The 24,723-nt window shown below is 72.6% G+C and carries 24 protein-coding genes; 14 read left to right on the top strand and 10 right to left on the bottom strand.

Annotation, left to right across the window (positions count from 1 at the left end; all coding sequences use genetic code 11):
• The first annotated feature begins 161 nt into the window (after positions 1 to 161).
• The 5 genes from ACQPZ4_RS28205 to ACQPZ4_RS28185 are packed head-to-tail and all read left to right on the top strand — an operon-like array spanning position 162 to position 8,161.
• Complete coding sequence (locus tag ACQPZ4_RS28205) at positions 162 to 2,753, top strand: MGH1-like glycoside hydrolase domain-containing protein (protein ID WP_433041563.1); 2,592 nt, start codon at positions 162 to 164, stop codon at positions 2,751 to 2,753.
• Positions 2,750 to 4,642 (top strand): amylo-alpha-1,6-glucosidase, encoded by a 1,893-nt coding sequence (locus tag ACQPZ4_RS28200; protein ID WP_433041560.1) that lies wholly within the window; start codon positions 2,750 to 2,752, stop codon positions 4,640 to 4,642. The genes ACQPZ4_RS28205 and ACQPZ4_RS28200 overlap by 4 nt, the downstream gene beginning before the upstream one ends.
• Positions 4,639 to 6,843, top strand: coding sequence for a xanthine dehydrogenase family protein molybdopterin-binding subunit (locus tag ACQPZ4_RS28195; RefSeq protein WP_433041557.1), 2,205 nt, complete (start codon positions 4,639 to 4,641; stop codon positions 6,841 to 6,843). The genes ACQPZ4_RS28200 and ACQPZ4_RS28195 overlap by 4 nt, the downstream gene beginning before the upstream one ends.
• Positions 6,822 to 7,670, top strand: coding sequence for an FAD binding domain-containing protein (locus ACQPZ4_RS28190; protein ID WP_433041554.1), 849 nt, complete (start codon positions 6,822 to 6,824; stop codon positions 7,668 to 7,670). The genes ACQPZ4_RS28195 and ACQPZ4_RS28190 overlap by 22 nt, the downstream gene beginning before the upstream one ends.
• A complete protein-coding gene (locus tag ACQPZ4_RS28185; protein ID WP_433066682.1) occupies positions 7,667 to 8,161 on the top strand; it encodes a (2Fe-2S)-binding protein in 495 nt (164 codons plus the stop codon). Before ACQPZ4_RS28190 ends, ACQPZ4_RS28185 begins: the two co-directional genes overlap by 4 nt.
• Here the strand turns inward: ACQPZ4_RS28185 and ACQPZ4_RS28180 are convergent.
• The 6 genes from ACQPZ4_RS28180 to ACQPZ4_RS28155 form a co-directional block, all read right to left on the bottom strand.
• On the bottom strand, positions 8,097 to 8,846 hold the full coding sequence (locus ACQPZ4_RS28180; RefSeq protein ID WP_433041551.1) for an AraC family transcriptional regulator: 750 nt from the start codon (positions 8,844 to 8,846) through the stop codon (positions 8,097 to 8,099). The two genes, ACQPZ4_RS28185 and ACQPZ4_RS28180, sit on opposite strands and share 65 nt — an antisense overlap.
• A complete protein-coding gene (locus ACQPZ4_RS28175) occupies positions 8,846 to 9,148 on the bottom strand; it encodes a putative quinol monooxygenase (RefSeq protein ID WP_433041548.1) in 303 nt (100 codons plus the stop codon). The genes ACQPZ4_RS28180 and ACQPZ4_RS28175 overlap by 1 nt, the downstream gene beginning before the upstream one ends.
• 80 nt (positions 9,149 to 9,228) lie before the next feature.
• Positions 9,229 to 9,642 (bottom strand): rhodanese-like domain-containing protein, encoded by a 414-nt coding sequence (locus ACQPZ4_RS28170; RefSeq protein WP_433041545.1) that lies wholly within the window; start codon positions 9,640 to 9,642, stop codon positions 9,229 to 9,231.
• Positions 9,643 to 9,661: 19 nt separating this feature from the next.
• Entirely contained in the window at positions 9,662 to 9,889 is a 228-nt protein-coding gene (locus tag ACQPZ4_RS28165) for a hypothetical protein (RefSeq protein ID WP_433041542.1), read from the bottom strand.
• 215 nt (positions 9,890 to 10,104) lie between these two features.
• Entirely contained in the window at positions 10,105 to 11,802 is a 1,698-nt protein-coding gene (locus ACQPZ4_RS28160; protein ID WP_433041540.1) for an Hsp70 family protein, read from the bottom strand.
• A gap of 25 nt (positions 11,803 to 11,827) precedes the next feature.
• On the bottom strand, positions 11,828 to 12,391 hold the full coding sequence (locus ACQPZ4_RS28155) for a TetR/AcrR family transcriptional regulator (RefSeq protein ID WP_433041537.1): 564 nt from the start codon (positions 12,389 to 12,391) through the stop codon (positions 11,828 to 11,830).
• A gap of 144 nt (positions 12,392 to 12,535) precedes the next feature.
• Here ACQPZ4_RS28155 and ACQPZ4_RS28150 point away from each other — a divergent pair, with 144 nt between their 5' ends.
• Both ACQPZ4_RS28150 and ACQPZ4_RS28145 read left to right on the top strand, forming a co-directional pair.
• Positions 12,536 to 13,240, top strand: a complete 705-nt coding sequence (locus ACQPZ4_RS28150) for a hypothetical protein (protein ID WP_433041534.1) — start codon at positions 12,536 to 12,538, stop codon at positions 13,238 to 13,240.
• 210 nt (positions 13,241 to 13,450) lie between these two features.
• The gene (locus ACQPZ4_RS28145) at positions 13,451 to 13,915 is read left to right on the top strand and encodes a hypothetical protein (protein ID WP_433041531.1); all 465 of its coding nucleotides are present in this window, start codon (positions 13,451 to 13,453) and stop codon (positions 13,913 to 13,915) included.
• A 7-nt stretch (positions 13,916 to 13,922) separates the two neighbouring features.
• Here ACQPZ4_RS28145 and ACQPZ4_RS28140 read toward each other — a convergent pair whose 3' ends face one another.
• From ACQPZ4_RS28140 to ACQPZ4_RS28130, 3 genes are read right to left on the bottom strand one after another with little or no spacing between them, the layout of a single operon-like run.
• Complete coding sequence (locus ACQPZ4_RS28140) at positions 13,923 to 14,501, bottom strand: HDIG domain-containing metalloprotein (protein WP_433041528.1); 579 nt, start codon at positions 14,499 to 14,501, stop codon at positions 13,923 to 13,925.
• Positions 14,498 to 15,289 (bottom strand): amidohydrolase family protein, encoded by a 792-nt coding sequence (locus ACQPZ4_RS28135; protein ID WP_433041525.1) that lies wholly within the window; start codon positions 15,287 to 15,289, stop codon positions 14,498 to 14,500. Before ACQPZ4_RS28135 ends, ACQPZ4_RS28140 begins: the two co-directional genes overlap by 4 nt.
• Positions 15,282 to 16,070 carry an amidohydrolase family protein gene (locus ACQPZ4_RS28130; RefSeq protein ID WP_433041522.1) on the bottom strand — a complete coding sequence of 263 codons (789 nt, stop codon included), beginning with the start codon at positions 16,068 to 16,070 and terminating at the stop codon, positions 15,282 to 15,284. Before ACQPZ4_RS28130 ends, ACQPZ4_RS28135 begins: the two co-directional genes overlap by 8 nt.
• 143 nt (positions 16,071 to 16,213) lie before the next feature.
• Here ACQPZ4_RS28130 and ACQPZ4_RS28125 point away from each other — a divergent pair, with 143 nt between their 5' ends.
• Genes ACQPZ4_RS28125 through ACQPZ4_RS28115 form a run of 3 tightly spaced genes read left to right on the top strand, consistent with a single transcriptional unit; the run spans position 16,214 to position 19,075 of the window.
• Positions 16,214 to 16,945, top strand: coding sequence for an RraA family protein (locus tag ACQPZ4_RS28125; RefSeq protein ID WP_433041519.1), 732 nt, complete (start codon positions 16,214 to 16,216; stop codon positions 16,943 to 16,945).
• 4 nt (positions 16,946 to 16,949) lie between these two features.
• Complete coding sequence (locus ACQPZ4_RS28120; RefSeq protein WP_433041516.1) at positions 16,950 to 18,158, top strand: MFS transporter; 1,209 nt, start codon at positions 16,950 to 16,952, stop codon at positions 18,156 to 18,158.
• A gap of 2 nt (positions 18,159 to 18,160) precedes the next feature.
• On the top strand, positions 18,161 to 19,075 hold the full coding sequence (locus ACQPZ4_RS28115; protein ID WP_433041513.1) for a dihydrodipicolinate synthase family protein: 915 nt from the start codon (positions 18,161 to 18,163) through the stop codon (positions 19,073 to 19,075).
• An 11-nt stretch (positions 19,076 to 19,086) separates the two neighbouring features.
• Here ACQPZ4_RS28115 and ACQPZ4_RS28110 read toward each other — a convergent pair whose 3' ends face one another.
• Complete coding sequence (locus ACQPZ4_RS28110; RefSeq protein WP_433041510.1) at positions 19,087 to 19,761, bottom strand: GntR family transcriptional regulator; 675 nt, start codon at positions 19,759 to 19,761, stop codon at positions 19,087 to 19,089.
• Between the two features lie 224 nt (positions 19,762 to 19,985).
• Here ACQPZ4_RS28110 and ACQPZ4_RS28105 point away from each other — a divergent pair, with 224 nt between their 5' ends.
• The 4 genes from ACQPZ4_RS28105 to ACQPZ4_RS28090 are packed head-to-tail and all read left to right on the top strand — an operon-like array spanning position 19,986 to position 24,712.
• A complete protein-coding gene (locus ACQPZ4_RS28105; RefSeq protein WP_433041507.1) occupies positions 19,986 to 20,753 on the top strand; it encodes an HpcH/HpaI aldolase family protein in 768 nt (255 codons plus the stop codon).
• Positions 20,754 to 20,799: 46 nt separating this feature from the next.
• Positions 20,800 to 21,846, top strand: coding sequence for an ABC transporter substrate-binding protein (locus ACQPZ4_RS28100; RefSeq protein WP_433041504.1), 1,047 nt, complete (start codon positions 20,800 to 20,802; stop codon positions 21,844 to 21,846).
• 12 nt (positions 21,847 to 21,858) lie between these two features.
• Positions 21,859 to 23,583, top strand: a complete 1,725-nt coding sequence (locus tag ACQPZ4_RS28095) for an ABC transporter permease (protein ID WP_433041501.1) — start codon at positions 21,859 to 21,861, stop codon at positions 23,581 to 23,583.
• Between the two features lie 16 nt (positions 23,584 to 23,599).
• Positions 23,600 to 24,712: an ABC transporter ATP-binding protein gene (locus tag ACQPZ4_RS28090; protein WP_433041498.1), complete on the top strand. Its 1,113-nt coding sequence runs from the start codon at positions 23,600 to 23,602 to the stop codon at positions 24,710 to 24,712.
• The last annotated feature ends 11 nt before the right edge of the window (positions 24,713 to 24,723 follow it).

The raw sequence follows: 24,723 nt of genomic DNA, 5'->3' as shown, positions 1-24,723 counted from the left end.
GCCGCGGTTCGGCGATCGAAACAAATATGTCGGTGAATTCTCTACACAGCGTGACCAAAGTGCCGCGAGGCATTGACTTTCTGCAATGTGCAGCGATCAAGGGGCGGGCTCCCTCCGGGAGGGTGGGGGCGTCCCAGCCCGCGGCATGATCGCCTGGAAGCATGAGCAATCCCGAGCGGGAGCGGATCGACGCCGTCGGCAGACCGGAGGACGGGCTCGCGCAGGCCAGCCCGTGGTACCGGTGGGGCCCCTACTTGAGCGAGCGCGCCTGGGGCACCGTGCGCGAGGACTACAGCGCCGGCGGCGCCGCGTGGGAGGCGTTCCCGCACGATCACGCGCGCTCGCGGGCGTACCGGTGGAGCGAGGACGGGCTGGCCGGGCTGTGCGACGCCGAGCAGCGGCTGTGCTTCGCGCTGGCGTTCTGGAACGAGCGGGACCCGATCCTCAAGGAGCGCATCTTCGGGCTGACCGGCAACGAGGGCAACCACGGGGAGGACGCCAAGGAGTACTGGTGGTACCTCGACGCCACCCCCAGCCACAGCCGGCTCAAGTGGCGCTACCACTATCCGCAGGCGGCGTTCCCGTACGACGACCTGGTGGCCGAGAACCGGCGGCGCGGGCGGGAGGAGCCGGAGTACGAGCTGCTCGACACCGGCGTCTTCGACGACGACCGGTACTTCGTGATCGAGGCCGAGTACGCCAAGGCGGACCCCGACGACGTGTGCATCGTGGTGCGGGTGACGAACGTCGGGCCGGAGACCGCGCCGCTGCACGTGCTGCCGACGCTGTGGTTCCGCAACACCTGGTCCTGGGAGCCGGACGCGCCACGGCCACGGCTCAGCAGGCGGGGCGACGCGATCAGCGCGGGCGACATGGTGCTGCAGGCCGAGGGACAACCGCCGCAATTGTACTGCGACAACGACACGAACGCGGAACGCCTGTTCGGGGTCCCCTCGACGGTCACCTATCCGAAGGACGGGATCAACGACCACGTCGTGCGGGGCGCGGCGACGGTCAATCCGGCCGCAGAAGGTACCAAGGCGGCCTTCTGGTATCGGCTCTCCGTCGCACCGGGCGAGATCGTCGAGCTGCGGCTGCGGCTGGCGCCGGAGGAGCGCGGCTTCGGCAAGTCGTTCCAGCAGACGCTCCGCCAGCGCGAGGCCGAGGCGGACCAGTTCTACGCCTCCCTGACCCCGGAGGGCACCAGCGCCGAGGACACCATGATCATGCGGCAGGGCTTCGCCGGGATGATCTGGGGCAAGCAGTACTACCACTACGACGTGGCCCGCTGGCTGGCCGGCGACCCCGCGCAGCCGCCACCGCCGCCGGGCCGGCGGCAGGGGCGCAACGCGGGGTGGCGGCACCTCGACGCCAGCGACGTGATGTCGATGCCGGACCCGTGGGAGTACCCGTGGTTCGCGGCCTGGGACTCCGCCTTCCACGCCGTCGCGCTGGCGCATCTCGATCCGGCCTTCGCGAAGTACCAGCTGCTGCTGCTCTGCCGCGAGTGGTTCCAGCACCCGAACGGGGCGATTCCCGCCTACGAGTGGGCCTTCGAGGACCTGAACCCGCCGGTGCAGGCGTGGGCGGCGCTGCAGGTGTACGAGATCGACGGGCGCCGCGACCGCGAGTTCCTGCACCGCGTCTTCTCCAAGCTCGTGCTGAACTTCACCTGGTGGGTGAACCGCGAGGACGCCGAGGGCAACAACCTGTTCGAGGGCGGGTTCCTGGGCCTGGACAACATCGGGCCGATCGACCGCTCGCACCTGCCGCCGGGGTACTCCCTGGAGCAGTCCGACGCCACCGCCTGGATGGCGTTCTACTGCCTGAACCTCCTGGAGATGGCCCGCGAGCTCGCCGCGCACGAACCGGCCCTGAACGACCTCGTCATCAAGTTTCTGGAGCACTTCGCGCTCATCACCGAGGCGATGGGCGGCCAGGAGCTGTGGGACGAGCAGGACGGCTTCTACTACGACAAGCTGCGCGGCCCCGACGGCGCGGCGACCCCGCTGCGGGTGCGCTCGATGGTCGGGATCATCCCGCTGTTCGCGACCAAGGCGCTGCGGGAGGAGGACTTCCAGGCGGTCCGGCGGCTGTCCAAGCACCTGGCCGACATCCCCGAGGAGCACATCGTCCACGACGGGTCCGGCGGCCGGTTCGTCGGCGTCGGCGTCGCGGGCGCCGGGCGGGTCAAGCGCATCCTGCCGCACCTGTTCGACGAGAACAGCTTCCTGTCGCCGTACGGCCTGCGCGCCCTGTCCCGCTGGCACGCCGAGCATCCGTTCAGCGTCGAGCTGCCGGGCTATACCGCGTCGGTCGGCTACGAGCCGGCCGAGTCGACGACCGGGATGTTCGGCGGGAACTCCAACTGGCGCGGGCCGCTGTGGATGCCGCTGAACTACCTCGTCCTGCGCACGCTGGAGGACTACGACGCCAACCTCGGCGAGGGCGTCAAGATCGAGTATCCGACCGGCTCCGGCCAGCTGCGCTGCGCGCGGGAGATCGCGGAGGACCTGCGGCAGCGGATGCTCTCGCTGTACCGGCGCGGCGACGACGGCCGCCGTCCCGCCTACGGCTGGGTCGACAAGCTCCAGCACGACCCGCACTGGCGGGACAACCTGATGTTCTTCGAGTACTTCCACGCCGACAACGGCGCGGGCCTCGGCGCGACGCACCAGACCGGCTGGACCGGCCTGCTCGCCGAGCTCGTCGCCCGCCCGTCGGACCGCACCCTCCGGGAGGCCCGGCGATGATCACCTTCGGCCGGCAGCTCTGCGGCGACCTCGCCGCGGCCAGTGCCCGCGAGTGGCTGGTGACCGATGGGCTCGGGGGCTATGCCTCGGGTACGGTCTCCGGCCTGCGCACCCGCCGCTACCACGGCCTGCTCGCGGTGGCCGAGCCCGGCGGCGCCGCCCGGCACCTGGGTCTCGCCGCGCTGGAACCCGTGGTGCGCATCGGCCCGCGGACGGTGCGGCTGGCCACGGACGAGTGGGCGGGCGGCACCGTCGACCCGGCCGGGCACGTGCACCTGGCCTCGTTCACCCTCGACGAGGGGGTGCCCCGCTGGCAGTGGGACCTCGGCGACGTGGTGGTGCGGCGCGAGATCGCCATGGGGCACGGCCGTTGCGTCGTCGGGGCCGTTTTCACGGTACTGCGGGCGCCCGGCCCGATCACGCTCGAACTCACGCCGTTGTGCACGTGGCGGGACGCGCACGGCGAGCGCACGGCGGCCGGCGACCCCGCGGTGACCCCGGTCGCCGGCGGGTTCGTGTTCGAGGACGCCTACCGGGTGTCCGGCCCGTCGTGGCAGCCCGGCGGCGCGTGGTACCGCGGCGTCTACGCCCGCGAGGAGGCGGCCCGCGGCCTCAACCCCGTCGAGGATCTCTTCGCCGCCGGGTGCTTCGTGGCCGAGGTGGCGTCCGGGGGTACCGCCGAGGTCGTCGCCGCCGCCGGCCCGTTCGACGGGACGCTGCCCAGCGCGGCCGGGCTCGTGGTCGCCGCCCGCAAACGGGCGCGGAAGCTGGCCCGGCAGGCCCGGGCGGGCGATGCGGTGGGCCGGCAGCTGGCGGTCGCGGCCGACCAGTTCGTCGTGTCGACGCCGACCGGTCCGTCGGCGGTGGCCGGGTACCCGTGGTTCGGTGAATGGTCACGCGATCTCATGACGTCGTTCGAGGGGCTGTTCCTGGCCACGAACCGGCACGACGAGGCGCGGGAGGTACTGCTGCGGGCCGGTTCCACGGTGTCCGAGGGGATGCTCGCGAACACGGCCGACACCGGGACGCTCGAGTACAACACGGCCGACGCGGCGCTGTGGTTCCTGCACGCGATCTCGCGCTATGCGGCGGTGACCGGGGATCTCGACACCGTGGCTTCGCTGTCCGGCGCGATGGACGAGATCCTGACCCGGCACCGGGACGGGACCCGGTACGGGATCGCCGCCGACCCGGCCGACGGGCTGCTCACGCAGGGCAAGCCCGGGTTCGCGCTGACGTGGATGGACGCGCGGGTGGACGGGCGGCCGGTGACCGAGCGGCAGGGCAAGGCGGTCGAGATCAACGCCCTGTGGATCTCGGGGCTGGCCGGGACCGGGGCGCTGTTCGACCGGCTGAAGCGGCGGCACGACTGGGGTGCCGCGGCCTCGCGGGCCGGGGATGCGTTCCGGCGGCGGTTCGTGCGGCCGGGCGGCGCCGGTCTGTTCGACGTCGTGGACGGGCCGGGCGGGGACGATGCCGCGGTCCGGCCGAACCAGCTCCTCGCGGTGTCGCTGCCGTACGGGCCCCTCGCCGGGGATCCGGGTCCGGTGCTGGCGTGCCGGGACCTGGTGACGTCGCTCGGGATGCGGTCCCTCGCGCCGGGCGAGCCGGGCTATCGGGGCGTGCATCGCGGCGGGCCGTACGAGCGGGACCACGCCTACCACCAGGGGACCGTGTGGCCGTGGCTGATCGGGCCGTACGCCGACGCGTGTGCCGCCGCCGGCCTCGACACCGGTGGGCTGCTGGACGGGCTGGAGCTGCACCTGGCGGAGTGGGGGCTCGGGTCGGTGTCGGAGACGGCCGACGGCGACGCGCCGCACGGGGCCACCGGGTGTCCGTTCCAGGCGTGGTCGGTCGCGGAGATGCTGCGGGTGCGCAGTTGCGCATGATCGGTGCGCGGCTGCCCCGGCGGGAGGATGCGCGTCTGGTGCGCGGGGCCGGGCAGTACGTGGCCGACGTGCGCGTCGCCGGCTGCCTCGACGGCGCGTTCGTGCGCAGTTCGCTCGCGCACGGCGAGCTGCGCGATGTCGACACGTCGCCGGCCTTGGCGGTGCCGGGAGTGCATGCGGCCTGGTCGCACGCGGACCTGCCGTACCTGCCGCCGGCGCCGCCGATGGGCGACGAGCGCTCCATCGACGGGCGCCCATGGCCGTCCCTGGCCGTGTCGCGCGTCCGGTACTACGGCGAGCCGGTCGCGCTCGTCGTCGCCGATGACCGGTACGTGGCCGAGGACGGGCGCGACGCCGTCCAGGTGTGCATCGATCCGCTGCCGGTGCTGCTCGATCCGACCGAGTCCGCCGCCAGCGACGTGCGGCTGTTTCCCGGCCTGAGCAACGTCGCCGCGGAGCGCGAGTTCGGCACGGCCGCGGCCGAGGACGTGTGGCACGGCGCGGCGATGCTGATCGAGGCCCGGTACCGGCAGCAGCGGCTCGTGCACACCTCGATCGAGCCGAAGGCGATCCTCGTGCGGCCCGACTCCGGCGGCGGGCTGACCATCTGGGCGTCGCACCAAGCGCCGCACCGGCTGCGCCGCGACCTCGCCGGGGCGTTCGGGCTGGACGAGCAGCGGATCCGGGTGATCGTCCCCGACGTCGGCGGGGCGTTCGGCGGGAAGAGCGAGACCTGGCCGGAGTACCTGGCGGTGGTGGCCGCCGCCCGCCGCCTCGACCGGCCGGTGCGCTGGCTCGAGGACCGCGCGGAGGCCCTCGCGGGTCCGCCGCACGGGCGCGGGCAGAACCAGCGGGTGCGGCTGGCCGCCGACGCCACCGGGCGGATCCTCGCCTACGACCTGGAGATCGACGCGGACATCGGCGGCTATCCGCACACCGGCTCGTTCATGCCGATGGCCACCTCGATGATGGCGACCGGCGCGTACGCGATCCCGAGCGTCCATGTGCGCACCCGCGCGATCGTCACGAACAGCGCGCCGACCGCGCCGTACCGCGGGGCCGGCCGTCCCGAGGCGGCCGCGGCGATCGAGCGGACGGTGGAGCTGCTGGCCCGCCGCCTCGGCCTCGATCCGGCGGAGGTGCGGCGGCGGAACTTCATCGCCCCGGCCGACTTCCCGTACCGCACCCAGACGGGCTTCACCTACGACAGCGGCGACTACGCGGCGACGCTGGACGTGGCGCTGCGCGAAGTGGACATCGAGCACTGGCGCAGCGAACAGTCCCGCCGCCGGGCCGCGGGACTGCGGCCGATCGGGATCGGGCTGTCCACCTACGTCGAGCGCTCCGGGACGGGCGAGGAGTTCGGCGCGGTCGAGGCGTGCCCGGACGGGACGTTCGTCGCGGTCTCCGGATGCTGCAGCACGGGCCAGGGCCACGAGACGTCGTTCCCGCAGGTGGTGGCCGGCGTGCTGGACGTCGACCCGGGGCTGGTCCGGCTGGTCGAGAAGGACACCGCGGCGGTACCGCAAGGCGTCGGCTCCTACGCCAGCCGCTCGATGCAGATCGGCGGGGCGGCGCTGTTCCGGGCGGCGGCGAAGCTCGTGTCGGCGGCGCGGCAGCGCTCGGCGGAGCTGTGGTCGGTGCCGGTCGACGAGGTGGAGTACCGCGCGGGTTCGCTCGTCGGGGCCGGGTGCTCGCTGACGCTGGCCGACCTGGCGCCGTTGCGCGCGGAGGACACGTTCGGCCCGCCGGAGGCGTTCCCGTTCGGCGCGTACGCGGCGGTGGTCGAGGTCGACCCGGAGCTGGGCGACGTGTCGATCCTGCGGCTGGTGGCGGTCGACGACTACGGCGTGGTGGTCAATCCGCTCATCGTGGACGGGCAGGGGTACGGGTCGATCGTGCAGGGCATCGGGCAGGCGCTGTACGAGGGCGTCCGCTACGGCGCGGACGGAGTGCCGGAGACGCTGAGCCTGCTGGACTACCTGCTGCCGACGGTGGCCGAGCTGCCGCCGCTGCGCCTGGCCGAGACGTGCACCCCGAACCCGAACACGCCGCTGGGCGCGAAGGGCGCCGGCGAGGCGGGGTGCATCGGGGCGCCGCCGGCCATCCTCAACGCGGTGGCCGACGCGCTGCAGCTGGTCGATCCGACGGCGCTGCGGATGCCGCTGACGCCGCGCACGTGCTGGAGCGCGGCGCGATGAAGCCGGCGCCGTTCGAGTACGTCGTGGCGCGCAGTGCCGGCGATGTGGTGGCCGCTTTGGCCGACGGGCGGGCGCGGGTGCTCGCCGGTGGACAGAGCCTGGTGCTGGAGATGAACTATCGGATCGCCCGGCCCGAGCGGCTCGTCGACATCAACCGGGTGCCGGCGTTCGCCTCGCTCGATGTGGACGGCGATGCGGTGCGGGTCGGCCCGCTGGTGCGCCATCGGGTGTTCGAGACGGACGCCGTGCCGGGGCCGCTGGGCGTGCTGCTGCGGCGGGTCGTGCGCAACATCGCGCATCCGCCGATTCGCGCGCGAGGAACGATGCTCGGCAGTTGCGCGTATGCGCACCCGGCCGCCGAGTGGCCGGCCGTCGCCGTGACGCTCGGCGCGCGGTTCGACCTGCTGTCCGCCGCCGGGATCCGGACCGTTGCGGCCGCCGACTTCTTCACCGGTCCGTTCACGACGGTGCGGCGGCCGGAGGAACTGCTGCTCGCGGTACACCTGCCGAAAATGCCGCCCGGAACACTCGTCGGGTTCGTCGAGCACCGGCGCACGCATGCGAGCTTCGCCGGGCTGGCGGCGATGGTCGCGGTGACCGTCACCGGCGGCCGGGTGCGCGCGGCGCACGTCGGGCTCGTCAACGCCGCCGACCGGCCGGTGCGCGCCGGGACGGCCGAGGAGGTCCTGACCGATCGCCCGCTGGACGACGCCACCGTCGCCGATGCCGCCGCGGCCGCGGCCGACCTCGATGCCGATGCCTATCAGCGGCACGCGGTGGGTGTGCTCGTGCGGCGCGCCTTGCACCAGGCCCGGGACGGAGGCTGACCGTGCGGTTCGCGTTGCACGTCAACGGTCGTACGCACGAGGTGGACGTCCCCGCGCGGCGGACGCTCGCCGATGCGCTGCGCGAGGACTGCGGTCTGACCGGGACGCACCTCGGCTGTGAGCACGGCGTGTGCGGGGCGTGCACGGTGCTGGTCGACGGGGAGGCCGTACGGTCGTGCCTGATGTTCGCCGTGCAGTGCGAGGGTGCGCAAGTGCGCACGGTCGAGGGGCTCGATCACCCGCTGCAGGAGGCGTTCTCGCAGGAGCACGCGCTGCAGTGCGGATTCTGCACGCCGGGCTTCCTCATGCTCGCCGTCGGCGCGCTCGAGGCCGACCCGTCGATCGTGGACGATCCCGAGCGGCTGCGCGAGCTGCTCACGTCGAACCTGTGCCGCTGCACCGGGTACGAGGCGATCCGGCGCGCCGTCAGTGGAAGCTCTCCCGGTACTGGGTCGGCGAGCGGCCGGTCAGGTCCCGGAACGCCGCGTTGAACGCGGACAGCGACGTGTACCCGACCGCGAACGCGATCTTCGTGACCGGGGTGTCGCCGGCCGCGAGCTCCTCGATGGCGCGCATGATGCGCATCCGGCGCAGGACCGCCTGCCAGGTCAGCCCGGTCTCGTCGGCGAAGCGGCGGGCCAGCGAGCGCGGGGCGAGGCCGATCGCGTCCGCGATGTCCTCGAAGCGGACCTCCTCGCCGAGCCGGTCCTCGGTCATCCGCAGGGCCCGGCGCAGCTCCGCCGACCGTCCCGCCGGCACCACCACCGGGCTGGGGGTCTCGGCGAGCCGCCACGCGACGGCGGCGAGGGCGGTGAACAGCGCCTCGCCGTACGGGTCGAGGGGCTCGTCGGCGGCCCCGTACGCGCCGCACTCCGCGACCAGGGACCGGGCGAGCGGCGTCAGGTCGAACACCGCCAGCGGCGCGGCCGGGGGCGGGGTGAACGCGGTGTGGAACAGTACCGATGCGGTCGTCACCGGCTGTGGCAGGCTGACCGTGATCGCCCGGCCGGCCTCGATGAGCGCGGCCCGGGCCGGGGGCAGCAGCCAGGCCTGACCCTGCGCCTCCAGCCGGAGGGCCCCGGCGGAGGCACAGAGCAGATAGTGCCGGTCGACGCACAGCTCGCGCTCGGGCTCGGGCTCGAACGTGCGCACGAAGCTGTACGCCTGGGCGGTCATCAGGCCACGGTCTCCAGCAGTTCGGCGGAGAACCGCCGGCTGACCGGCGCCGCGGTCATGAGCGGCCGCAGCACCTGGCCGGAGCGGGCGAAGCAGTCGCTGTCGAGGTACGGCGCAAACGACGCCCGGTCCTGCCACTCGTGCACGACGGTGACGGTGGTGTCGTCCTCACGCGAGGCGTACACCCGGAAGGCGACGTTGCCGGGCATGGCGCGGACCTCGTCCCGCTCGGCTTCGAGCTGTGCGAGGGCCGCCGGCCGGTCGGCGGGGCTGGTCTGAAAATCGAGAATCGCGATGAACATGCGTCGATCGTCGCCCGTCCCGCCCGGTACGCGCCGCCGCCGGTCGGACAGCTTCACGCTCGTATCGGACACGCGGGTGCTCACCGCCGGACGTCGGCCGGGCCGCGATGCAGCGGGAGCCCGGCGCGCAGCCACGCCTCGACGCCGCCCTCCAGGTCGGTGGCCCGGTGCAGCCCCACCCGGCGCAGGCTCTCCGCGGCCAGGCTGGAGCTGTAACCCTGCCGGCAGACCACGACGATCTCGGCGTCGTACGAGGTGGCCTCGTCGATCCGAGCCTCGCTCGCCGGGTCGAGCCGCCACTCGAGGACCGTGCGGTCGATGACGATCGCCCCGGGCAGCTCCCCGGTCTCGGCCCGCTGCGTCTCGGTGCGCGTGTCGACGATCAGCGCGCCCCGCGCGCCGGCGGCCGCGGTCTCGTGCGGGCCGTACCGGCGCACGCCCTGCCGCGCCGCGGCCAGCACGACGTCGATGCCTGTTGCCTGCTCGGTTATCACGCTCCCGATTCTGCCTGTTTCACAGCTGCAGTCCGGCACTGGCCAGCCGTCTCCCGCGCACGACCACCACCAGGCGGCGCAGTTCACGGCCCTCGTGGCCGAGCTGGGTGCCGTGCACGAAGTACCACGGTTCGTCGTCGTATGGGACAGGGTCCTCCCGGTTGACGTGCTGCACCCGCAGGGTCAGGGCCCCTGTGCCGTACAGGTAGTCGCGCTCGGCGAGGACCAGAATGAGCCGGTCACTCACCCGACCGACCATACTGTTGTCTCACAGCAAGTGAATCGGCGGACCGTCGCGCCCGCGGTGCCCGTTCGGCGTCCCCCGGCCGGGCTACCGTGCCCGCCGCCGACCGGGTGCCACGGCACGCCTGCGCGTCGTCGCGGCGCAGTGTTCGTGCGGCGGCCACCGCGAGGGCCGCACCCTGCCCCGCGCCGAAGACGCCAGCAAGCAGGCACGAAGCGTCAGCCGATGCGCTCCGACTCCGCGGACCATTCGCCCTGTTCGCTCACCTCGGTCAGCCGGGTGGCGGTGCACGTGTACCGCTCCGGCTCAAGATTGAACGTCGTCGCGGCCTCGTTGTCGATCTTGCCGTCGCGGGTCAGGGTCGCGCGGGCGTTCGAGGTGATGACGGTGGCGATCAGTTCGTGGCCGTCGGCGTCGTAGCGCATGGTGACCTGGCCGCGGTGTTTCGAGGCCCAGGTTGCGCCCTTGTAGACCGCCACGTCCGGGGCTGAGGGGTCGTAGTCGATGGTCACGGTGTTGTCGTCGCGGAAGGTGGTGATGCCGCCGCCGGTGCCGACGTACTGGACCTTCTGGCCGTAGATCAGGCCGTAGTTGCGGTGCGACGTCGTGCGCCAGGTGCCGAGCAGGCACGGGTCGATCCCCGGGTTGTACGTGCGCGACGGCGAGGCCGACGGCGAGACGCTCGCGGACGGAGACGGCACCGCACCGCCCGGACCGGAGGGCCGATCGGCGAGCGCGACCGCGGTGACGGCAGCCGCGATCGCGACCCCCGCCCCGGCGGCCAGCACCACGCGGGTGCGGCGCGGACGGACGGGGGCGGCGACCGGCAGGGGAGTGGCGACGGGCCAGTCGCCGCTGGCGTCCGGGCCGAAGCCCGCGCGCAGGCTGCCCTCCGCGACCGCCAGTTCCGGCTGGTCCAGGGTCAGCGGTTCGACGCCGAACTCGCGGTGCAGGGTCGCGGCCACGGCCGGCATGCGGCTGGCTCCGCCCACGAGCAGGATCGTGGACGCCGAGACCCCGGCCCGGGTCAGGACCGCGCGGGTCGTTTCGATGCAGCGGGCCAGTACCGGTGCGGCCAGGCGGTCGAGTTCCTCCCGGCCCAGCGGGACCTCCACGTCCAGCAGCGGCACGTGGAGCAGCGTCTGGCCGGCGCGGGTCAGGGACTCCTTGCCGGTGCGGACGTTCTCCCACAGCTGCTGCCGCGCGCGGCGGTCGGTTGCGGTCTGCGGGTCGTTCAGGCGGGTCCACGCGGGCGGGTCCGGCACCGCCTGCGCCACGTGGGCGACGATGGCGGCGTCGATGTCGAGGCCGCCGGAGTCGGGGCGGCCCTGGGTGGCGAGGACCGCGAAGCCGTCGCCCTCGCGGCGCACGACGGTCGCGTCGAAGGTGCCGGCGCCGAAGTCGTACACGAGGGCGGTGCTCGCCTCCGGCAGGCGCTCGGCCGCGACGGCCATCAGGTGATGCGCGGCCGCGACCGGTTCGCTGACCAGGCGGACCGGGACCGGCGCCACGGCCGCCCGCAGGACCGAGCGGCGCTCGCCGCCCCACGCGGCCGGGTGGGTGATGACGACCTCGGCCGGCGGGTCGCCCGCGGCCCGGGTGGCCTCGTCGAGCACCCGGCGCAGGACGGCGCCGAACAGGTCGGGCACCGGGAGCTCCTGCGAACCCAGCAGGACGGTACCGTCGTCGACGCACCGCTTCGGATAGCGCTCGACCGAGCCGGGCGCGCCGACCGCCGCGTGCAGGGCGTCGCGGCCCACGACGAGCCGTCCGGTGGGGTCCAGCCCGACGGCGGAGGGCAGCAGCGGCGAGCCGTCGAACAGCAGCGGCCGCGCCTCCCGGCCGGGCAGGGCGAGCACCGCCACGGTGCTCGACGTGCCGAAGTCGATCCCGAGCCGGATATCGGCGCCCGTCACGGTGACAAGGTACCGGACGAAACCGTCAGGGCGCGGTGATGGCCCGCAGTTCGTCCAGCGACGCGTCGAACAGCGGGCGCATGGCGCGGGGGTCGTCCTGCTGGACCCAGCGCGCGAACGTCACGTGGAAGACGGTCAGCCCGGCCTGTGCGGCCAGGATCGCGGCGTTCTCCGAGACCCCGCGGCGCATCAGCGCGGCCTTGATCGCACCCGCGAGGCGCTGCAGCTTGATCAGCTCGCGCTCCTGCAGTTCCGGGTTGGCCGCGATCACCCCCGCCCGCATGCGCGCGAAGTGGTGGCGTTCCGCGAACATCTCGGCCACCGGGCCGAAGCCGGCCGTGACGGCGGCGAGCGGCGCGGCGTCGGCGGGGGCGGCGGCGATGCCCTCCAGCCACAGGTGCTCGAGCTCCTCGGAGCCCTTGAACAGGGCCTCGCGCTTGTCGGTGAAGTGCCGGAAGAAGGTGCGCTTGGTCAGCCCGGCGCGCTCGGCGATCTCGGCCACGGTCGTGGCGTCGTAGCCCTGCTCGTCGAACAGTTCGATGGCCGCCTGCATGAGGCGGCCCGCGGCATCCGGTTTCCAGCGCGACATCCCTCCCAGCATAGCTTGACGGCACCCGGTGTCATAAAAGTCGAGCACGTCACGGGCGGTGTCCCGCGGCAGCGTGAGCAGCGGCCGGCGGGCGGGACGGGCTCGGGGCGGCGCTGGAACGGGCGGTACGCAAGAATCCCCTGCATGTCGTATGACCTTGCGGTCTGGGAGGGCGACCGGCCCGCGAACGACGCCGCCGCGGCGGTGGAGTTCGAGCGGCTCCACGACCGGTTCCTGGACGGCGGCGCGCCGATGGCGGCGACGCTCCCCATCGCCTCGTTCGTGACGGCGCTGCTGGAGCGCTATCCGGAGGGCGGCGACGACAGCCCGTGGTCGGTCGGCGGGCTGCTGGAGGACGCCCGGGGCCCGGTGGTGTACCTCTGCATGGTCCACAGCCGCGCCGACGAGGTCTCGGCGGTGGCGGCCGACCTGGCCGAGGCGCGCGGCCTGCACTGCTACGACCCGCAGCAGCGCCGCCTGCGCACCGGGCCGGCGCGGACGTGGCGGTTCGAGCTGACGTCGGGCCACCACCACCCGGTCCGCGACCCCGACCCGGACACCGTCCGCCGCGTGCTGGCCCACGTCTCCCGCGACTCCTACGCCGTGCTGGGCCGCGCCGACGACGAGGAGCGCTACATCCAGGTCGCGATGGGCGAGCGGGCCGGCACCCGTCCCGGCTGGTACGTGCTGGAACGCCGCGACGGCGCGCCCGACCGCCACTTCCGCGCCGAGGTCACCAACCTCGAAGGCGTGATCAAGGGCTTCGTGTGCTTCCTCGAGGACGACCCGACGCTGAAGGTGCGCTTCCAGTGGCGGGTCAGCGCGGTGGACGGTCCGCAACTACCCTGACATCCAACATCGCGGACGCCTATCGGGGGAAATCGTGGCGGACGAGGTCTGGCGCGTCTGGATCGGCCGTCGTGTCGCAGCTGCCCCTGGCCGGGCGTACCGCCACCGCACTGCTGGTGGCGCTCGTCGCCGCGGCCGCCTGCGCCCACCCGCATTTCGGCGACGCGCCCGACAGGATCGACGCCTGACCGCTGTCGTATGCTCCCGGCCGTGAAGTACACGGGAGAGCCGATGTACGCGCCGCAGCTGGCGCCGCCGGTGCTGCGGTGCCGCTTCTGCGCGTCGGTGCCGGCCGTCGACGGCGGCTTCCAGGCCGTCCAGAACATCACCGTGTGGATCCGGGTCAGGACCGTGCAGGGGCCGTTCTGCCGGGACTGCGGGACGGCGGTGTTCCGGCACATGCAGCAGCAGACGCTGATGCTGGGCTGGTACGGCATCCTCGCCCCGTTCGCCGCGCTCGCCCTGCTGCTCAACCTCCTGCGCTCCGACAAGGTGCACGCCCTGCCCGCGCCCGGGCCGGCCCCGGACGGCGGGTCGCGCCGCCCGATGGACGCCGGCAAGCCGCTCTACGCCCGGCCGAAGGCGGTCATCGGCTTCATCCTGCCGATCGTGCTCCTGGTCGCGCTCATCGCCATCGCCGTGGTCACCGGGGACGCGGGCCCGCCGCCCAGCTGAGCCGGGGCTACGAGCGGCGGACCGGGCGGCTGCGGCGGAAGCTGGGCTCGGTGCCGTACCGGACGCTGGCCAGGTCGGCGTCCGTCATGTCGGCGTACAGCATGATGGCGGCCTCCGCCGACGCCGGCAGCAGGTTCGGCGAGTTCGCCTGGCTGTGGTCGCGCACCAGCACCGCGATGTCCTCCGGGACGCCGCACTCCAGGGCCAGCGCCGCGCCCATCGGGCCGTGTTCGGCGCGGCTGGTGCCCTCGGCGATGCTGAAGTCGCGGCCGTCCCAGCGGAAGATCTGCAGCTTGTCGACGTCGTGCAGGATCGCGGCGGCCAGGGCGCGGTCGTGGTCGACCGGCAGGCCGTACTGCGCCGCCGCCACCTCAATCAGGCGGGCGGCCTGGACGTTGACGTTGTTCACGTGTTCGAGCAGCGAGCGCTGCGGCAGGAAGCCGGAGAACGGGGCGTCGTCCAGGCTCTCGTACGGCGAGGACGCCCACGCCCGGCGCCAGGTCTCGGCGACCGCTTCGGCGAGGTCGGCGGCGAGGTCGCCGATCGCGGGGATGGCGGCGCGGACGGTGTCGGTCGTGATGGTCATCGCGGTCCTTCGAAGTAGAGGCGGCGGGCGTTGGCGGCGAAGATGCGGTCCAGGTCGGCGCCGTGCAGGACGCGGCGGACCTGGTCGAAGCTGTTGCGGTACCCCTCCCGGCCGAGCACCGACGGGAAGTCGCTGCCCCACAGGAGGCGGCCGGCCGGGAACGCGGCGGCGGCCGCGAGCAGGACGTCGGGGGTGCCCGTGAACGGGAAGTCCGCGCTGGGGATGCGCCGGGGCAGGTTCTCGCCGAGGCCGTGGACCTGCAGCAGCACGTTGTCGTGGGGGAGCAGGGCGGCGAAGACGGTTTGGGCGTCCTCGACCGTGTAGGACTGGCTGAGCTTGCGCTTGCTGCCCATGTGCTCGACGATCACGGGCGCGCCGCCGGTGGCCGCGAGGACCTGCTGGAACTCGGCGGAGGCGAACTCCTCGCCGGTACCGAGGCAGCTGATCACCAGGCCCCGCTCGCCCGCCGCCCGCCAGATGTCCAGCGGGTCGCCGGTCGCGCAGCGCGAGGCGGGGTGCAGGCGGATGCCGCGGGCGCCCTGCTCGACGAGCGCGTCGAGGACCGGGCGCCAGCCGGGGCTTGCCGGGTCGATGGCGGGGACGGCGGCGAGGCGGTCCGGCCATTTCCGGGCGCAGCCGAGCAGATACGCGTTGTCGAACTGGCCGGTGTACTGCAGCAGCACCGCCCGCTCGACGTCGTTGGCGTCCATGACGTACAGCAGCGTCTCGACCGGCTCGTACCACTGGTTGCCGACGTGGGCGTAGGAGTCGACGATCGCGTCAGGCACGGTCGCCGCCGAAGAAGACCTTGTCGGCCAGGCCGCCGAAGATGGACGCCTCGTCCGCGGCGGAGATGCCGCGCTCGCGCAGGGCGGCCAGGGGGTACCTGAGCGTGTTCGCGTACCCCTCGCGCGCGCTGCAGGCCGGGAAGTCGCTGCCCCACATGAGCCGGTCCGGGCCGAGCACCTCCAGGGCGGCGTAGAGCTTCTCCTCGCCGGTCACCGCGAAGATCCCGTGGGACAGGTCGGCGGCGCGCGTCCCGCCCTCGCCGAAGCCGTGGATCTTCAGCAGGACGTTCGGCAGTGGTGCGATGTTGCGGTACACCTCGACGGCCTGTTCCTCGGTGTAGTTGGCGTTCTCGCGGCGCAGCTCGCCGAGGTGCTCGACGATGATGGTCGTCCCGGGCAGGGCGGCGCACAGGTCGTGGAACTCGCGGCCGGCGAAGGTGGCCGAGCGCCCCAGCACGTCGATCACCAGGCCCGCCTCGGCGGCGTGCTCCCAGATCGCCCGCGGGCGGGTCTCGGCCCGCAGCCGCAGGCCCGCCGCACCGGCCTCGGCGGCCGCGCGGACCGCCGCCCGGGCGCCGGGGGACTCGGCGTCGACGCACACCACGCAGGCGAGCGCGTCCGGGTCGGCCCGGGCCGCGGCGAGCGCGTAGGCGTTGTCGTAGTGGCCGGTGAACTGCACGAGGACGGCCTTGTCGACGGCGTTGGCCGCCATCTGGAACCGCAGGGCCTCGACCGGCTCGAACCAGTCCGGGGAGGCGTGGGCATGGCAATCGACCCTCATCAGCGCTCCATATCTCGTATCTCATCTCAGACTATGGTTGCCCCGCTTAGGAGTAGTCAAGACCTCTGTTGTGGGCGCGGGTACCTGAGATACGGTATCCGGCGTTCCCCATCGTGAGGAGTTGCGTGACCATGGTCGAACCCATGCGGACCCACGAACCCGTCGTCGGGCCCAAGGTGAACGACTCCCCGCCGCGGCTGGCCGCGGACGTGCTGGAGGCGTTCCGGCGGGCCTACCTGTGCTCGGTCGCCGACGCCGTCGGCCCGTTCTACTCGATGGACCAGGGCATCCGGCCGCTGTACGAGCCCGAGTCCGTCATGGTCGGGCAGGCCCTGACCGTCAAGGCGGTGCCGGGGGACAACCTCGCCGTGCACGGCGCGCTGACCATGGTGCAGCCCGGCGACGTGCTGGTCATCGACTGGCGCGGGTTCGCCGGCGCCGGCGCGTGCGGGGCCGGCTCGGTGGTCATGCCGAAGCGGCGCGGGCTGGCCGGCATCGTCGTGGACGGCGCCTACCGCGACGTCGACGAGATGCGCACGATCGGCGTGCCGCTCTACGCCCGCGGCGTCAACCCGGCCTCCCCGGCCAAGAGCCGCGTCGGCGAGATCAACGTCCCGGTCAGCTGCGGCGGCGTCGTCGTGCAGCCCGGCGACCTCGTCATGGGCACGGCCGAGGGCGTCGTGGTCGTCCCGGCCGACGAGATCCCGCAGATCCTGGAGACGCTCGAGGAGTACGAGCGGCCGACCGGCCTGGACTACTGGGACCGGGGCGAGCGCGAGGCGCGCTACGAACTGCGCGGGCAGCAGTACCGTCTCATGCTCGACAACCAGCTCGAGTGCACCCGCCGCCGGGCCGTGGGCATCGACCGGCACTGAGCGCATGAGGACGTTCGGTGCCCTGGGCAACCGCAACTTCCGGTTGTACTTCCTGAGCCAGCTGATCTCCCAGTGCGGGAACAACATGCAGGTGGTCGGGGTCGCCTGGCTGGTGCTGCGGGCCGGCGGGGACGGGGTCGCGCTGGGCGGGGCGATCGCGCTGCAGTACGGCCCGCTGCTGCTGCTCGGCCCGTTCGGCGGCTCGCTCGCCGACCGGTTCGAGCGCCGCCGGTACCTCTGCGTGACCCAGGGCGCGCTCGGGCTCGCCGCCGTGTGCTTCGCCGTCCTGTGCCAGGCGGGCTCGGCGAACCTGACCGCCGTCAACGTCCTGGTCGTCGTCTCCGGCGTCATCGGTGCCCTGGACCTGCCCGGGCGGCAGGCGCTGCTGGGCGACCTGGTGCCGCCGGCCCAGCTCAACAACGCGATCTCGCTCAACTCCGTCATCGTCAACGTGGCCCGGATCATCGGGCCGGCGATCGGCGGGCTGCTGCTCGGCGTCGGCGGCGTCGCGCTGCTGTTCTGGCTCAACGCGGTGAGCTTCGGCGTCGTCATGCTCTGTCTGGTACTGATGCGGCCGCTGACGGAGGCCGCCCGGCACGCCGGCGCGCCCAGGGCCACGGTGCGGGCCGGCGTGCGGTACGTCTGGAACACCCGCGACCTTCGGGTGCCGCTGGTGATGGTGGGCCTGCTCGGCATGTTCGCGTGGGAGTTCCAGGTGACGCTGCCGCTGCTGGCCGCGCACTTCGGCGGCGGGGAGGCGCAGGCCTACGCGTTCATGCTCACCGCGCTCGGCGCGGGGGCCGTCTGCGGCGGGGTGTACAGCGCCTGGCGCGGCTCGGCCACCGCCCGCGGCCTGGTCGCGGCGACCGTCTTCTGGGCCGCGACGCTGGTCGGCGTCGCACTCGCACCCGGCTACCGCACCGCCCTGCTCGCCGTCGTCTTCGCGGGCGCGGGCGCCGTCGTGTTCAGCGCGCAGTCCAAGACGATCCTGCAGCGCGACTCGACCCCCGACATGCGCGGCCGGGTCATGGCGCTGTGGGTGATCGCCTGGCAGGGCACCACGCTCGTCGGCGCGCCGATCGTCGGGTTCGTGGCCCAGGCCTGGGGGCCGCGCTGGCCGTTCGTCCTCGCCGGGGTCGCCGCCGCCGGCGCCGCTCTGCTCGCCCTGCCGTGGGGGTCCACGGCACAACTTCCCGAACTCAACGAAGGGTGACCATGGGTACCGAGGTCTACGTCATTCTCTCCACGCCGTTCTACCCCGACGGCGGCATCGACTACGCCTCCTTCGACCGGCTCGTCGAGCACTGCGTGCAGGCGGGCGCGACCGGCCTCACGGTGCTCGGGCAGATGGGCGAGGCGCCCAAGCTGGAGCACGCGGAGAGCGTGGCGATCCTGCGGCGGCTGTGCTCCCGGGTCGACGTGCCGGTGGTGGTGGGCGTGACGGCGCCCGGCTTCGCCGCCATGCGCGCGCTGACCCGGGAGGCGACGGACGCGGGCGCGGCCGGCGTCATGATCGCCCCGCCCACGAACCTGCGCACCGACGACCAGATCGTCACGTACTACCGGCAGGCGTCCGACGCGATCGGGACCGAGGTGCCGATCGTCGTGCAGGACTACCCGCTGACCTTCACGGTGCAGATGACGCCCCGGGTCATCCGCCGCATCGCCGACGAGGTCGAGGGCGTCTACATGCTCAAGCACGAGGACTGGCCGGGCCTGGAGAAGATCAGTGCCCTACGCGCGCTCGAGGCCTCGGCCCGCGGCCCGCTGCGGATCCTGACCGGCAACGGCGCCCTGTTCCTGGACTTCGAAATGGAGCGCGGCGCCGACGGCGCGATGACCGGCTACAGCTTCCCGGAACTGCTCACCGGCGTCGTGCGGCTGTCTGCCGAGGGCAGGCGCGACGAGGCCCACGACCTCTTCGACGCCCACCTGCCGCTGATCCGCTACGAGCAGCAGCAGGGCGTCGGCCTGGCGGTGCGCAAGTACATCCTCATGCGCCGAGGCCTGCTCGACTCCGACGCCCAGCGCACCCCCGCCGGCGCCCTGTCGGCCACCGCCCGCCAGGAGGTCGACTACCTGCTCGACCGGCTGGCGCGCGCCGACTCCGGCGTGCGGCTGAGCCGCTGAGAGCGGACGGGTCAGGAGGCCTTCGCCATGGAGTTGAGCACGATGCCCATGACCCGCTGGACGTGGGTGTCCATGAGCATGGCCGCGCTCGCCTCCTCGTTGGACGCGATGGCCTCCGCGATCCGCACGTGGTCCTGGGCGCAGGACACCGAGTTGTGCCCGACGACGCGGAAGTCGCGGGCCCGCAGGACGCTGGTCAGCACGAGCGCGTCGCCGACCGCGCGGCGCACCAGCTCGTTCTTGGAGGCGTGCGCCACCAGCGTGTGGAAGGCCTCGTCGTGGCGGCGGAAGCGCTCGCTGTCGCCGCCCTTCGCGGCCAGCAGCGAGGCGTTGGCCTCGCGCTCGATGTGCAGCTGCTCGGCCGGCAGGACCCGCGCCGCGGCCAGCCGGGCCGAGGTCGCCTCGAGGCCGGCCCGCAGCTCGAAGGCGGCCTGCGTGATCTCGACGTTGGGCATGACGACCCGCAGCCCGCGCTCGGTGTTCTCGACCAGGCCGACGTGCAGCAGGCGCAGCAGCGACTCGCGCACCGGCGTCTTGCTCACCTGCAGGGCCGCGGCCAGGCTCGACTCACTGACCCGGCTGCCGGGTGCGATGGACTGGTTGACGATGCCATCGCGGATGCGCCGGAACACGATCTCGGTCAGGTTCGCCGGTCGCGCGGCTACCGGTTCCAGCTCTTCGATCACCGCTGCCCCTCGTGTGCGCTCGGTCTTGGAGCGGAGTGTAGCAGGTATCCCATATATCGGCGGTACCCCTCTGACCGTACACCGGCCGGACCTGCGTTTTTGTTCTGGCAGAACGTGGTGAGCGGCCCGAACGGTCCCCGCGGGGGGTCTTGACAGGGCCGTGTGATCCCTCTTACCTTCTGCCCATATACGAGATACCGAATCTCGAAAATCGGAGGTCGGTCGTGCTCAGAACCAACCGGATGCGCGAGCTGCTGGCGGAGAACCGCCCGCTGCTCGGCGGCCACGCCTTCATCCCGGACGCCACCTACGTCGAGTTCCTCGGCCTGGCCGGGTTCGACTGGGTGTTCATCGACGCGGAACACGGCGGCGTCTCGGTGACCAAGTGCTACGAGCTCGTCCGCGCGGCCGACGCGGTCGGGATGGCCTCGTTCGTCCGGCTGCCCTCGCGCGACGTCGAGCAGTTCTCGGCCTACATGGACACCGGCGTGCACGCGCTGAAGGTGCCGCACCTGCGCTCGGTCCAGGACGCCCTCGACCTGCGCGACGCGCTGCGCTTCCCGCCGCACGGCACCCGCGGCATCTCGGGCATGACCCGGGCCAACAACTACGGACTGGGCGCCCCGAGCAAGGAGTACCTGCTCGACCGGCAGCAGACGATCGTGATCTCCGCGATGATCGAGGACGCCGGCACCGTCGAGCAGCTGCCGCAGATCATCGAGACCGGGGCCATCGAGATCTACAGCATCGGCCGCTCCGACCTGTCCGCCTCGCTGGGCCACACCGGCGAGCCGGAGCACCCCGCCGTCGCCGAGGTGTACGAGCGCGCGGTCGCCACGCTGCGCGCCGCCGGGCAGATCTTCACCGCCACCTGCACCACGGCCGAGGCCGCCCAGAAGGCCTTCGCCGCCGGCGCCCGCCTGGTCTCCATCCAGACGCCCCGGGTGATCGGCCAGTTCCTCAAGGACTTCACCGCCGCCTGCAAGGCATAGCCCGCTCCAAACCCCGCCCATTCATACAGATCTGGAGCACACCCCCATGGCCCAGTTACCGAACCTCAAACTTCTGGCCGGCGTCACCACGCTCGCCGCCGCCCTGGCCGTCTCGGGCTGCGCGTCGCGCAGCGGCACCGGACCCGGCGCGGCGTCGGCGGACAAGGCGATCACCTGGTACACGACCATCCAGGCCTCCGACGCGCAGCCGGTGATGGACGCCTTCCAGAAGAAGACCGGCATCAAGGTCAGCCTCTACACCGCCGCCACCCCGACGGTCTGGCAGCGCCTGCAGGCCGAGGAGTCCAGCAACCGGCACATCGCCGACGTCCTGTCGATCACCTCGGCCTCGATCACCGCCGAGGCGACGCAGAAGGGGTACCTCGCGACCCTGCCGGCCTCCGTCACCACCGGCTACCCGGCGGGCTTCGCCGACACCGCCGGCAAGTGGTTCGCCATGCGCGTGACGGTCGTCGGGCTCGCGTACAACACCAAGACCACCACCGGCGACAACGTGCCGAAGTCGTGGACCGACCTGTTCAAGCCCTACTTCAAGGACGGCATCACCCAGTCCGACGCCACCGTCTCCACGGGCGGCTACCTCTCGGACTGGCAGCTCTCCCACGGCGCGCCCCCGCTGGACGAGTCGTTCCTGACCAAGTTCGCGGCCACCGCGCCGTTCCTGGACGCCCACTCGGGCACCCAGGTCAGCGCCGTCGTCTCCGGTGCCAAGAAGATCGCGATCGTCCCGGACGACGCGGCCTGGGCCGAGCAGGCCAAGGGGGCGCCGATCGCCATCGCCTACCCGACCGAGGGCGCCGTGAACTTCCACGACTTCAACTCGGTCCTGCAGAACGCGCCGAACAAGGCGGGCGCCGAGCAGTTCGCGGCGTTCCTGGCCTCCTCCGAGGGCCAGGCACTGATCGGCAAGTCCGGCACGTACGTCGTGCAGCCCGACGTCAAGCCGGTCCCCGAGGGCCGTCCGGCGCTCGCGTCGCTCAAGCTGCTCGACCCGCAGCTCGAGGCGGCGGCGGCCGGGCAGAAGGAGTTCCTGGCCAAGCTCGTCGAGCTCAAACTGGCCACCAAGGCATAGACGGACGGACTCATGACGACGACGATTGATCCCGGGCCGCCGAAGCTGACGGCGGCCCGGCCGGGCCGGCGGGACCGCCCGCCGATGGCGAAGTCCCTGCCCTACCTGCCCTCCGTGGTACTGCTGCCGCTCATCGTGCTGCCGCTGGTGTTCCTGCTCTTCGGCAGCCTGCGCTCCGCCCCGCCCGGCCAGGCCGGCAGCTGGACGCTGGAGAACTTCCGGCTGGCGTTCTCCGGGGACTTCCCGCGGCTGCTGTTCAACAGCTTCCAGATCGGCGCCGGCTCGGCCGTGGTGGCCTTCGTCATCGGCACGGTCCTGGCGCTGGCCACGACGCGGTACCGCGTGCCGGGCGCCCGGATCCTCGACCCGCTGATCGTCATGCCCGCCTACGTGCCGGCGTTCCTGGGCGCGATCGCCTGGACCTTTCTGCTCTCGCCGGACATCGGCGCCCTCAACACGCTGCTGCGGGCGATCGGGCTGCCAGCCTTCAACGTGTACTCCATGAAGGGCATCATCCTGGTCAGCGGGCTCTACGGGGCGCCGGTGGCGTACCTGTACATCCGCCCCGCGCTGCTGGCCTTCGACGCGGCCCTGGAGGAGTCCGCGCGGGTCTTCGGGGCGACGTCCTGGCGGGCGCTGGCCCGGGTGGTGCTGCCGGTCATCAAGCCGGCCCTGCTCAGCGCGTTCGTCATCCTGTTCATCACCGGCTTCGGCGAGTTCGCGGTGCCGGGCATCCTCGGCACCAACGCCGGGATCAGCGTCATCTCGACCCAGGTGCTGGTGCTGACCACGGTGTCGATCCCGTCGCAGCCGGGCGCGGCCGCGGTGCTGGGCCTGTTCCTGGGTGTGGTCAGCGCCGCGCTGGTGATCCTGTCCAACCGGCTGACCCGCGGGCGGACCTACGTCACCGTCAGCGGCCGGATGAGCAGCGCCCCGTCCCGCGGCCGCGGACCCGCGCGCTGGCTGCTGTTCGGCTTCAGCCTGTTGTACGTCCTCGTCGGGCTCGTCCTGCCGCTGCTCGTGCTCGTCATCGGCTCGCTGCAGCCGTACCTGTCGCCGACCCTGCAGTCGGGGTGGACGCTGTCCAACTACCGCGACGTGGCCGACTATCCCGGCGCGGCCGGCGCCATCACCAACAGCATCCTGCTGTCGATCCTGTCCGCACTGGCCTGCTGCGTGATCGCCGTGGCGCTGGGCTGGATCATCGTGCGCAAGGGCGGCTGGGCCGGGCGGGCCGTGGACTCCATCGCCTCGATGCCGATCGCGATGCCGCACATCGTCTTCGGGCTCTCGCTGGTCTGGATCTGGGTCGGGCTGGCCCTGCCGATCTACGGCACGCGCTGGATCATCCTGCTGGCGTACATCGGGATGTTCCTGCCCTTCGTCGTGCGGGCCTCGGTGGCGGCGTTCCAGCAGATCGACATCTCACTGGAGGAGGCGGCCCGGGTCAACGGGGCCGGCGGCGCGCGGACCGTGCGCAAGATCGTCGTCCCGCTGCTCGTGCCCGCGATGGCGGCCGCGGCCACGATCGTGATGTACCACGCGATGCGCGAGGTGTCCGCGTCACTGCTGCTCTACTCGCCGGGCAACCAGGTGATGCCGGTGGCCATCTGGGACCTGTTCGGCAACGGCATCTTCGGCGAGCTGTTCGCGCTCGCGGTCATCAACGTCGCGGTGATCTTCCTGATCGTCGGCGCCGGCAACCTCGTCACCCGCAAGTACATCCGATCGACATGATGCTGAGGACTCCGTCATGACAGTTGAGCTTCACGGGCTGCAGAAGCAGTTCGCCGGGGGTGTCCGCGCGGTCGGCGACTTCACCCTGAGCGTGGCCCCCGGCGAGTTCATCACCTTCCTCGGCCCGAGCGGATGCGGCAAGACCACCACCCTGCGGTGCATCGCCGGGCTGGAGAGCCCCGACACCGGCATGATCCGCATCGGCGACACCGTGGTGTTCGAGGCGGGCGCGGGCCGGCGGGTCGACCTGCCGCCGGAGCGGCGCGACATCTCGATGGTGTTCCAGCAGTACGCGCTGTGGCCGCACCTGTCGGTCTTCGAGAACGTCGCCTTCCCGCTGCGCTCGCGCAAACGGCCGCGGGCACAGATCGCCCCGCGGGTGGAGACCGCGCTGAAGAGCGTGCAGCTGTGGGAGCAGCGCGACCGGCAGATCGGCCAGCTCAGCGGCGGGCAGCAGCAGCGGGTCGCGCTGGCCCGGGCGATCGTGGACGAGCCGGCCGTGGTGCTCTTCGACGAGCCGCTGTCCAACCTCGACGTCAAGCTCCGGGAGAGCATGCGGATCGAGATCATGGACCTGCACCGCCGGATGGGGCTCACCTCGATCTACGTGACCCACGACCAGGACGAGGCCTTCGCGCTGTCGACCCGGATCGTCGTGATGCGCCAGGGCCTGATCGAGCAGATCGGCACCCCGCAGGAGATCTGGAACGACCCGGCGTCGGCGTTCGTGGCCGGCTTCGTCGGCTCCAGCACTTCGATCGAGGGCGTGCTGGTCGGCGCCGGCGGCGTCCGGGCGGGCGAGATCGGCACGCTGGTCTCCGAGACCGGCCTGTCGATCACGTTCAGGGCGCGCCGGGACCTCGCCGCGCAGAGCAAGGTCGTGGCCTTCCTGCGCGCCGGCGACCTGCGGCTCAGCGCCCAGGAGCCGGCCGGCGCGGCGAACGACTGGAAGGGCGAGTTCGCGCTGCAGTCGTTCCACGGCGACCACACCACCGTCTTCGTGACGGTGCACGGCGTGCGGCTGACGTGCCGGGCCGCCGACCCGTGGGCCGGCGACGAGCGCGTCGTCTACGTCTCCATCCCGGAAGACCGGGTCCTCGTATACCCGACCGGCGACGGCCAAGAGTAAACGGAGCGGCT

This window comes from Dactylosporangium sp. CS-033363 (genome assembly GCF_050942475.1).
Taxonomy (GTDB): Bacteria; Actinomycetota; Actinomycetes; order Mycobacteriales; family Micromonosporaceae; genus Dactylosporangium.
Note: the sequence above shows the minus strand (reverse complement) of the source record. Positions and strands in the feature narration are given on the sequence as shown.

Coding starts and splice junctions, on each gene's coding strand:
- ACQPZ4_RS28180 (WP_433041551.1), bottom strand. CDS start 8,846: ATGACCGCCCAGGCGTACAGCTTCGTGCGCACGTTCGAGCCCGAGCCC.
- ACQPZ4_RS28125 (WP_433041519.1), top strand. CDS start 16,214: ATGCGGACCCACGAACCCGTCGTCGGGCCCAAGGTGAACGACTCCCCG.
- ACQPZ4_RS28205 (WP_433041563.1), top strand. CDS start 162: ATGAGCAATCCCGAGCGGGAGCGGATCGACGCCGTCGGCAGACCGGAG.
- ACQPZ4_RS28175 (WP_433041548.1), bottom strand. CDS start 9,148: ATGTTCATCGCGATTCTCGATTTTCAGACCAGCCCCGCCGACCGGCCG.
- ACQPZ4_RS28090 (WP_433041498.1), top strand. CDS start 23,600: ATGACAGTTGAGCTTCACGGGCTGCAGAAGCAGTTCGCCGGGGGTGTC.
- ACQPZ4_RS28130 (WP_433041522.1), bottom strand. CDS start 16,070: ATGAGGGTCGATTGCCATGCCCACGCCTCCCCGGACTGGTTCGAGCCG.
- ACQPZ4_RS28115 (WP_433041513.1), top strand. CDS start 18,161: ATGGGTACCGAGGTCTACGTCATTCTCTCCACGCCGTTCTACCCCGAC.
- ACQPZ4_RS28100 (WP_433041504.1), top strand. CDS start 20,800: ATGGCCCAGTTACCGAACCTCAAACTTCTGGCCGGCGTCACCACGCTC.
- ACQPZ4_RS28155 (WP_433041537.1), bottom strand. CDS start 12,391: ATGTCGCGCTGGAAACCGGATGCCGCGGGCCGCCTCATGCAGGCGGCC.
- ACQPZ4_RS28095 (WP_433041501.1), top strand. CDS start 21,859: ATGACGACGACGATTGATCCCGGGCCGCCGAAGCTGACGGCGGCCCGG.
- ACQPZ4_RS28195 (WP_433041557.1), top strand. CDS start 4,639: ATGATCGGTGCGCGGCTGCCCCGGCGGGAGGATGCGCGTCTGGTGCGC.
- ACQPZ4_RS28120 (WP_433041516.1), top strand. CDS start 16,950: ATGAGGACGTTCGGTGCCCTGGGCAACCGCAACTTCCGGTTGTACTTC.
- ACQPZ4_RS28140 (WP_433041528.1), bottom strand. CDS start 14,501: ATGACCATCACGACCGACACCGTCCGCGCCGCCATCCCCGCGATCGGC.
- ACQPZ4_RS28150 (WP_433041534.1), top strand. CDS start 12,536: ATGTCGTATGACCTTGCGGTCTGGGAGGGCGACCGGCCCGCGAACGAC.
- ACQPZ4_RS28200 (WP_433041560.1), top strand. CDS start 2,750: ATGATCACCTTCGGCCGGCAGCTCTGCGGCGACCTCGCCGCGGCCAGT.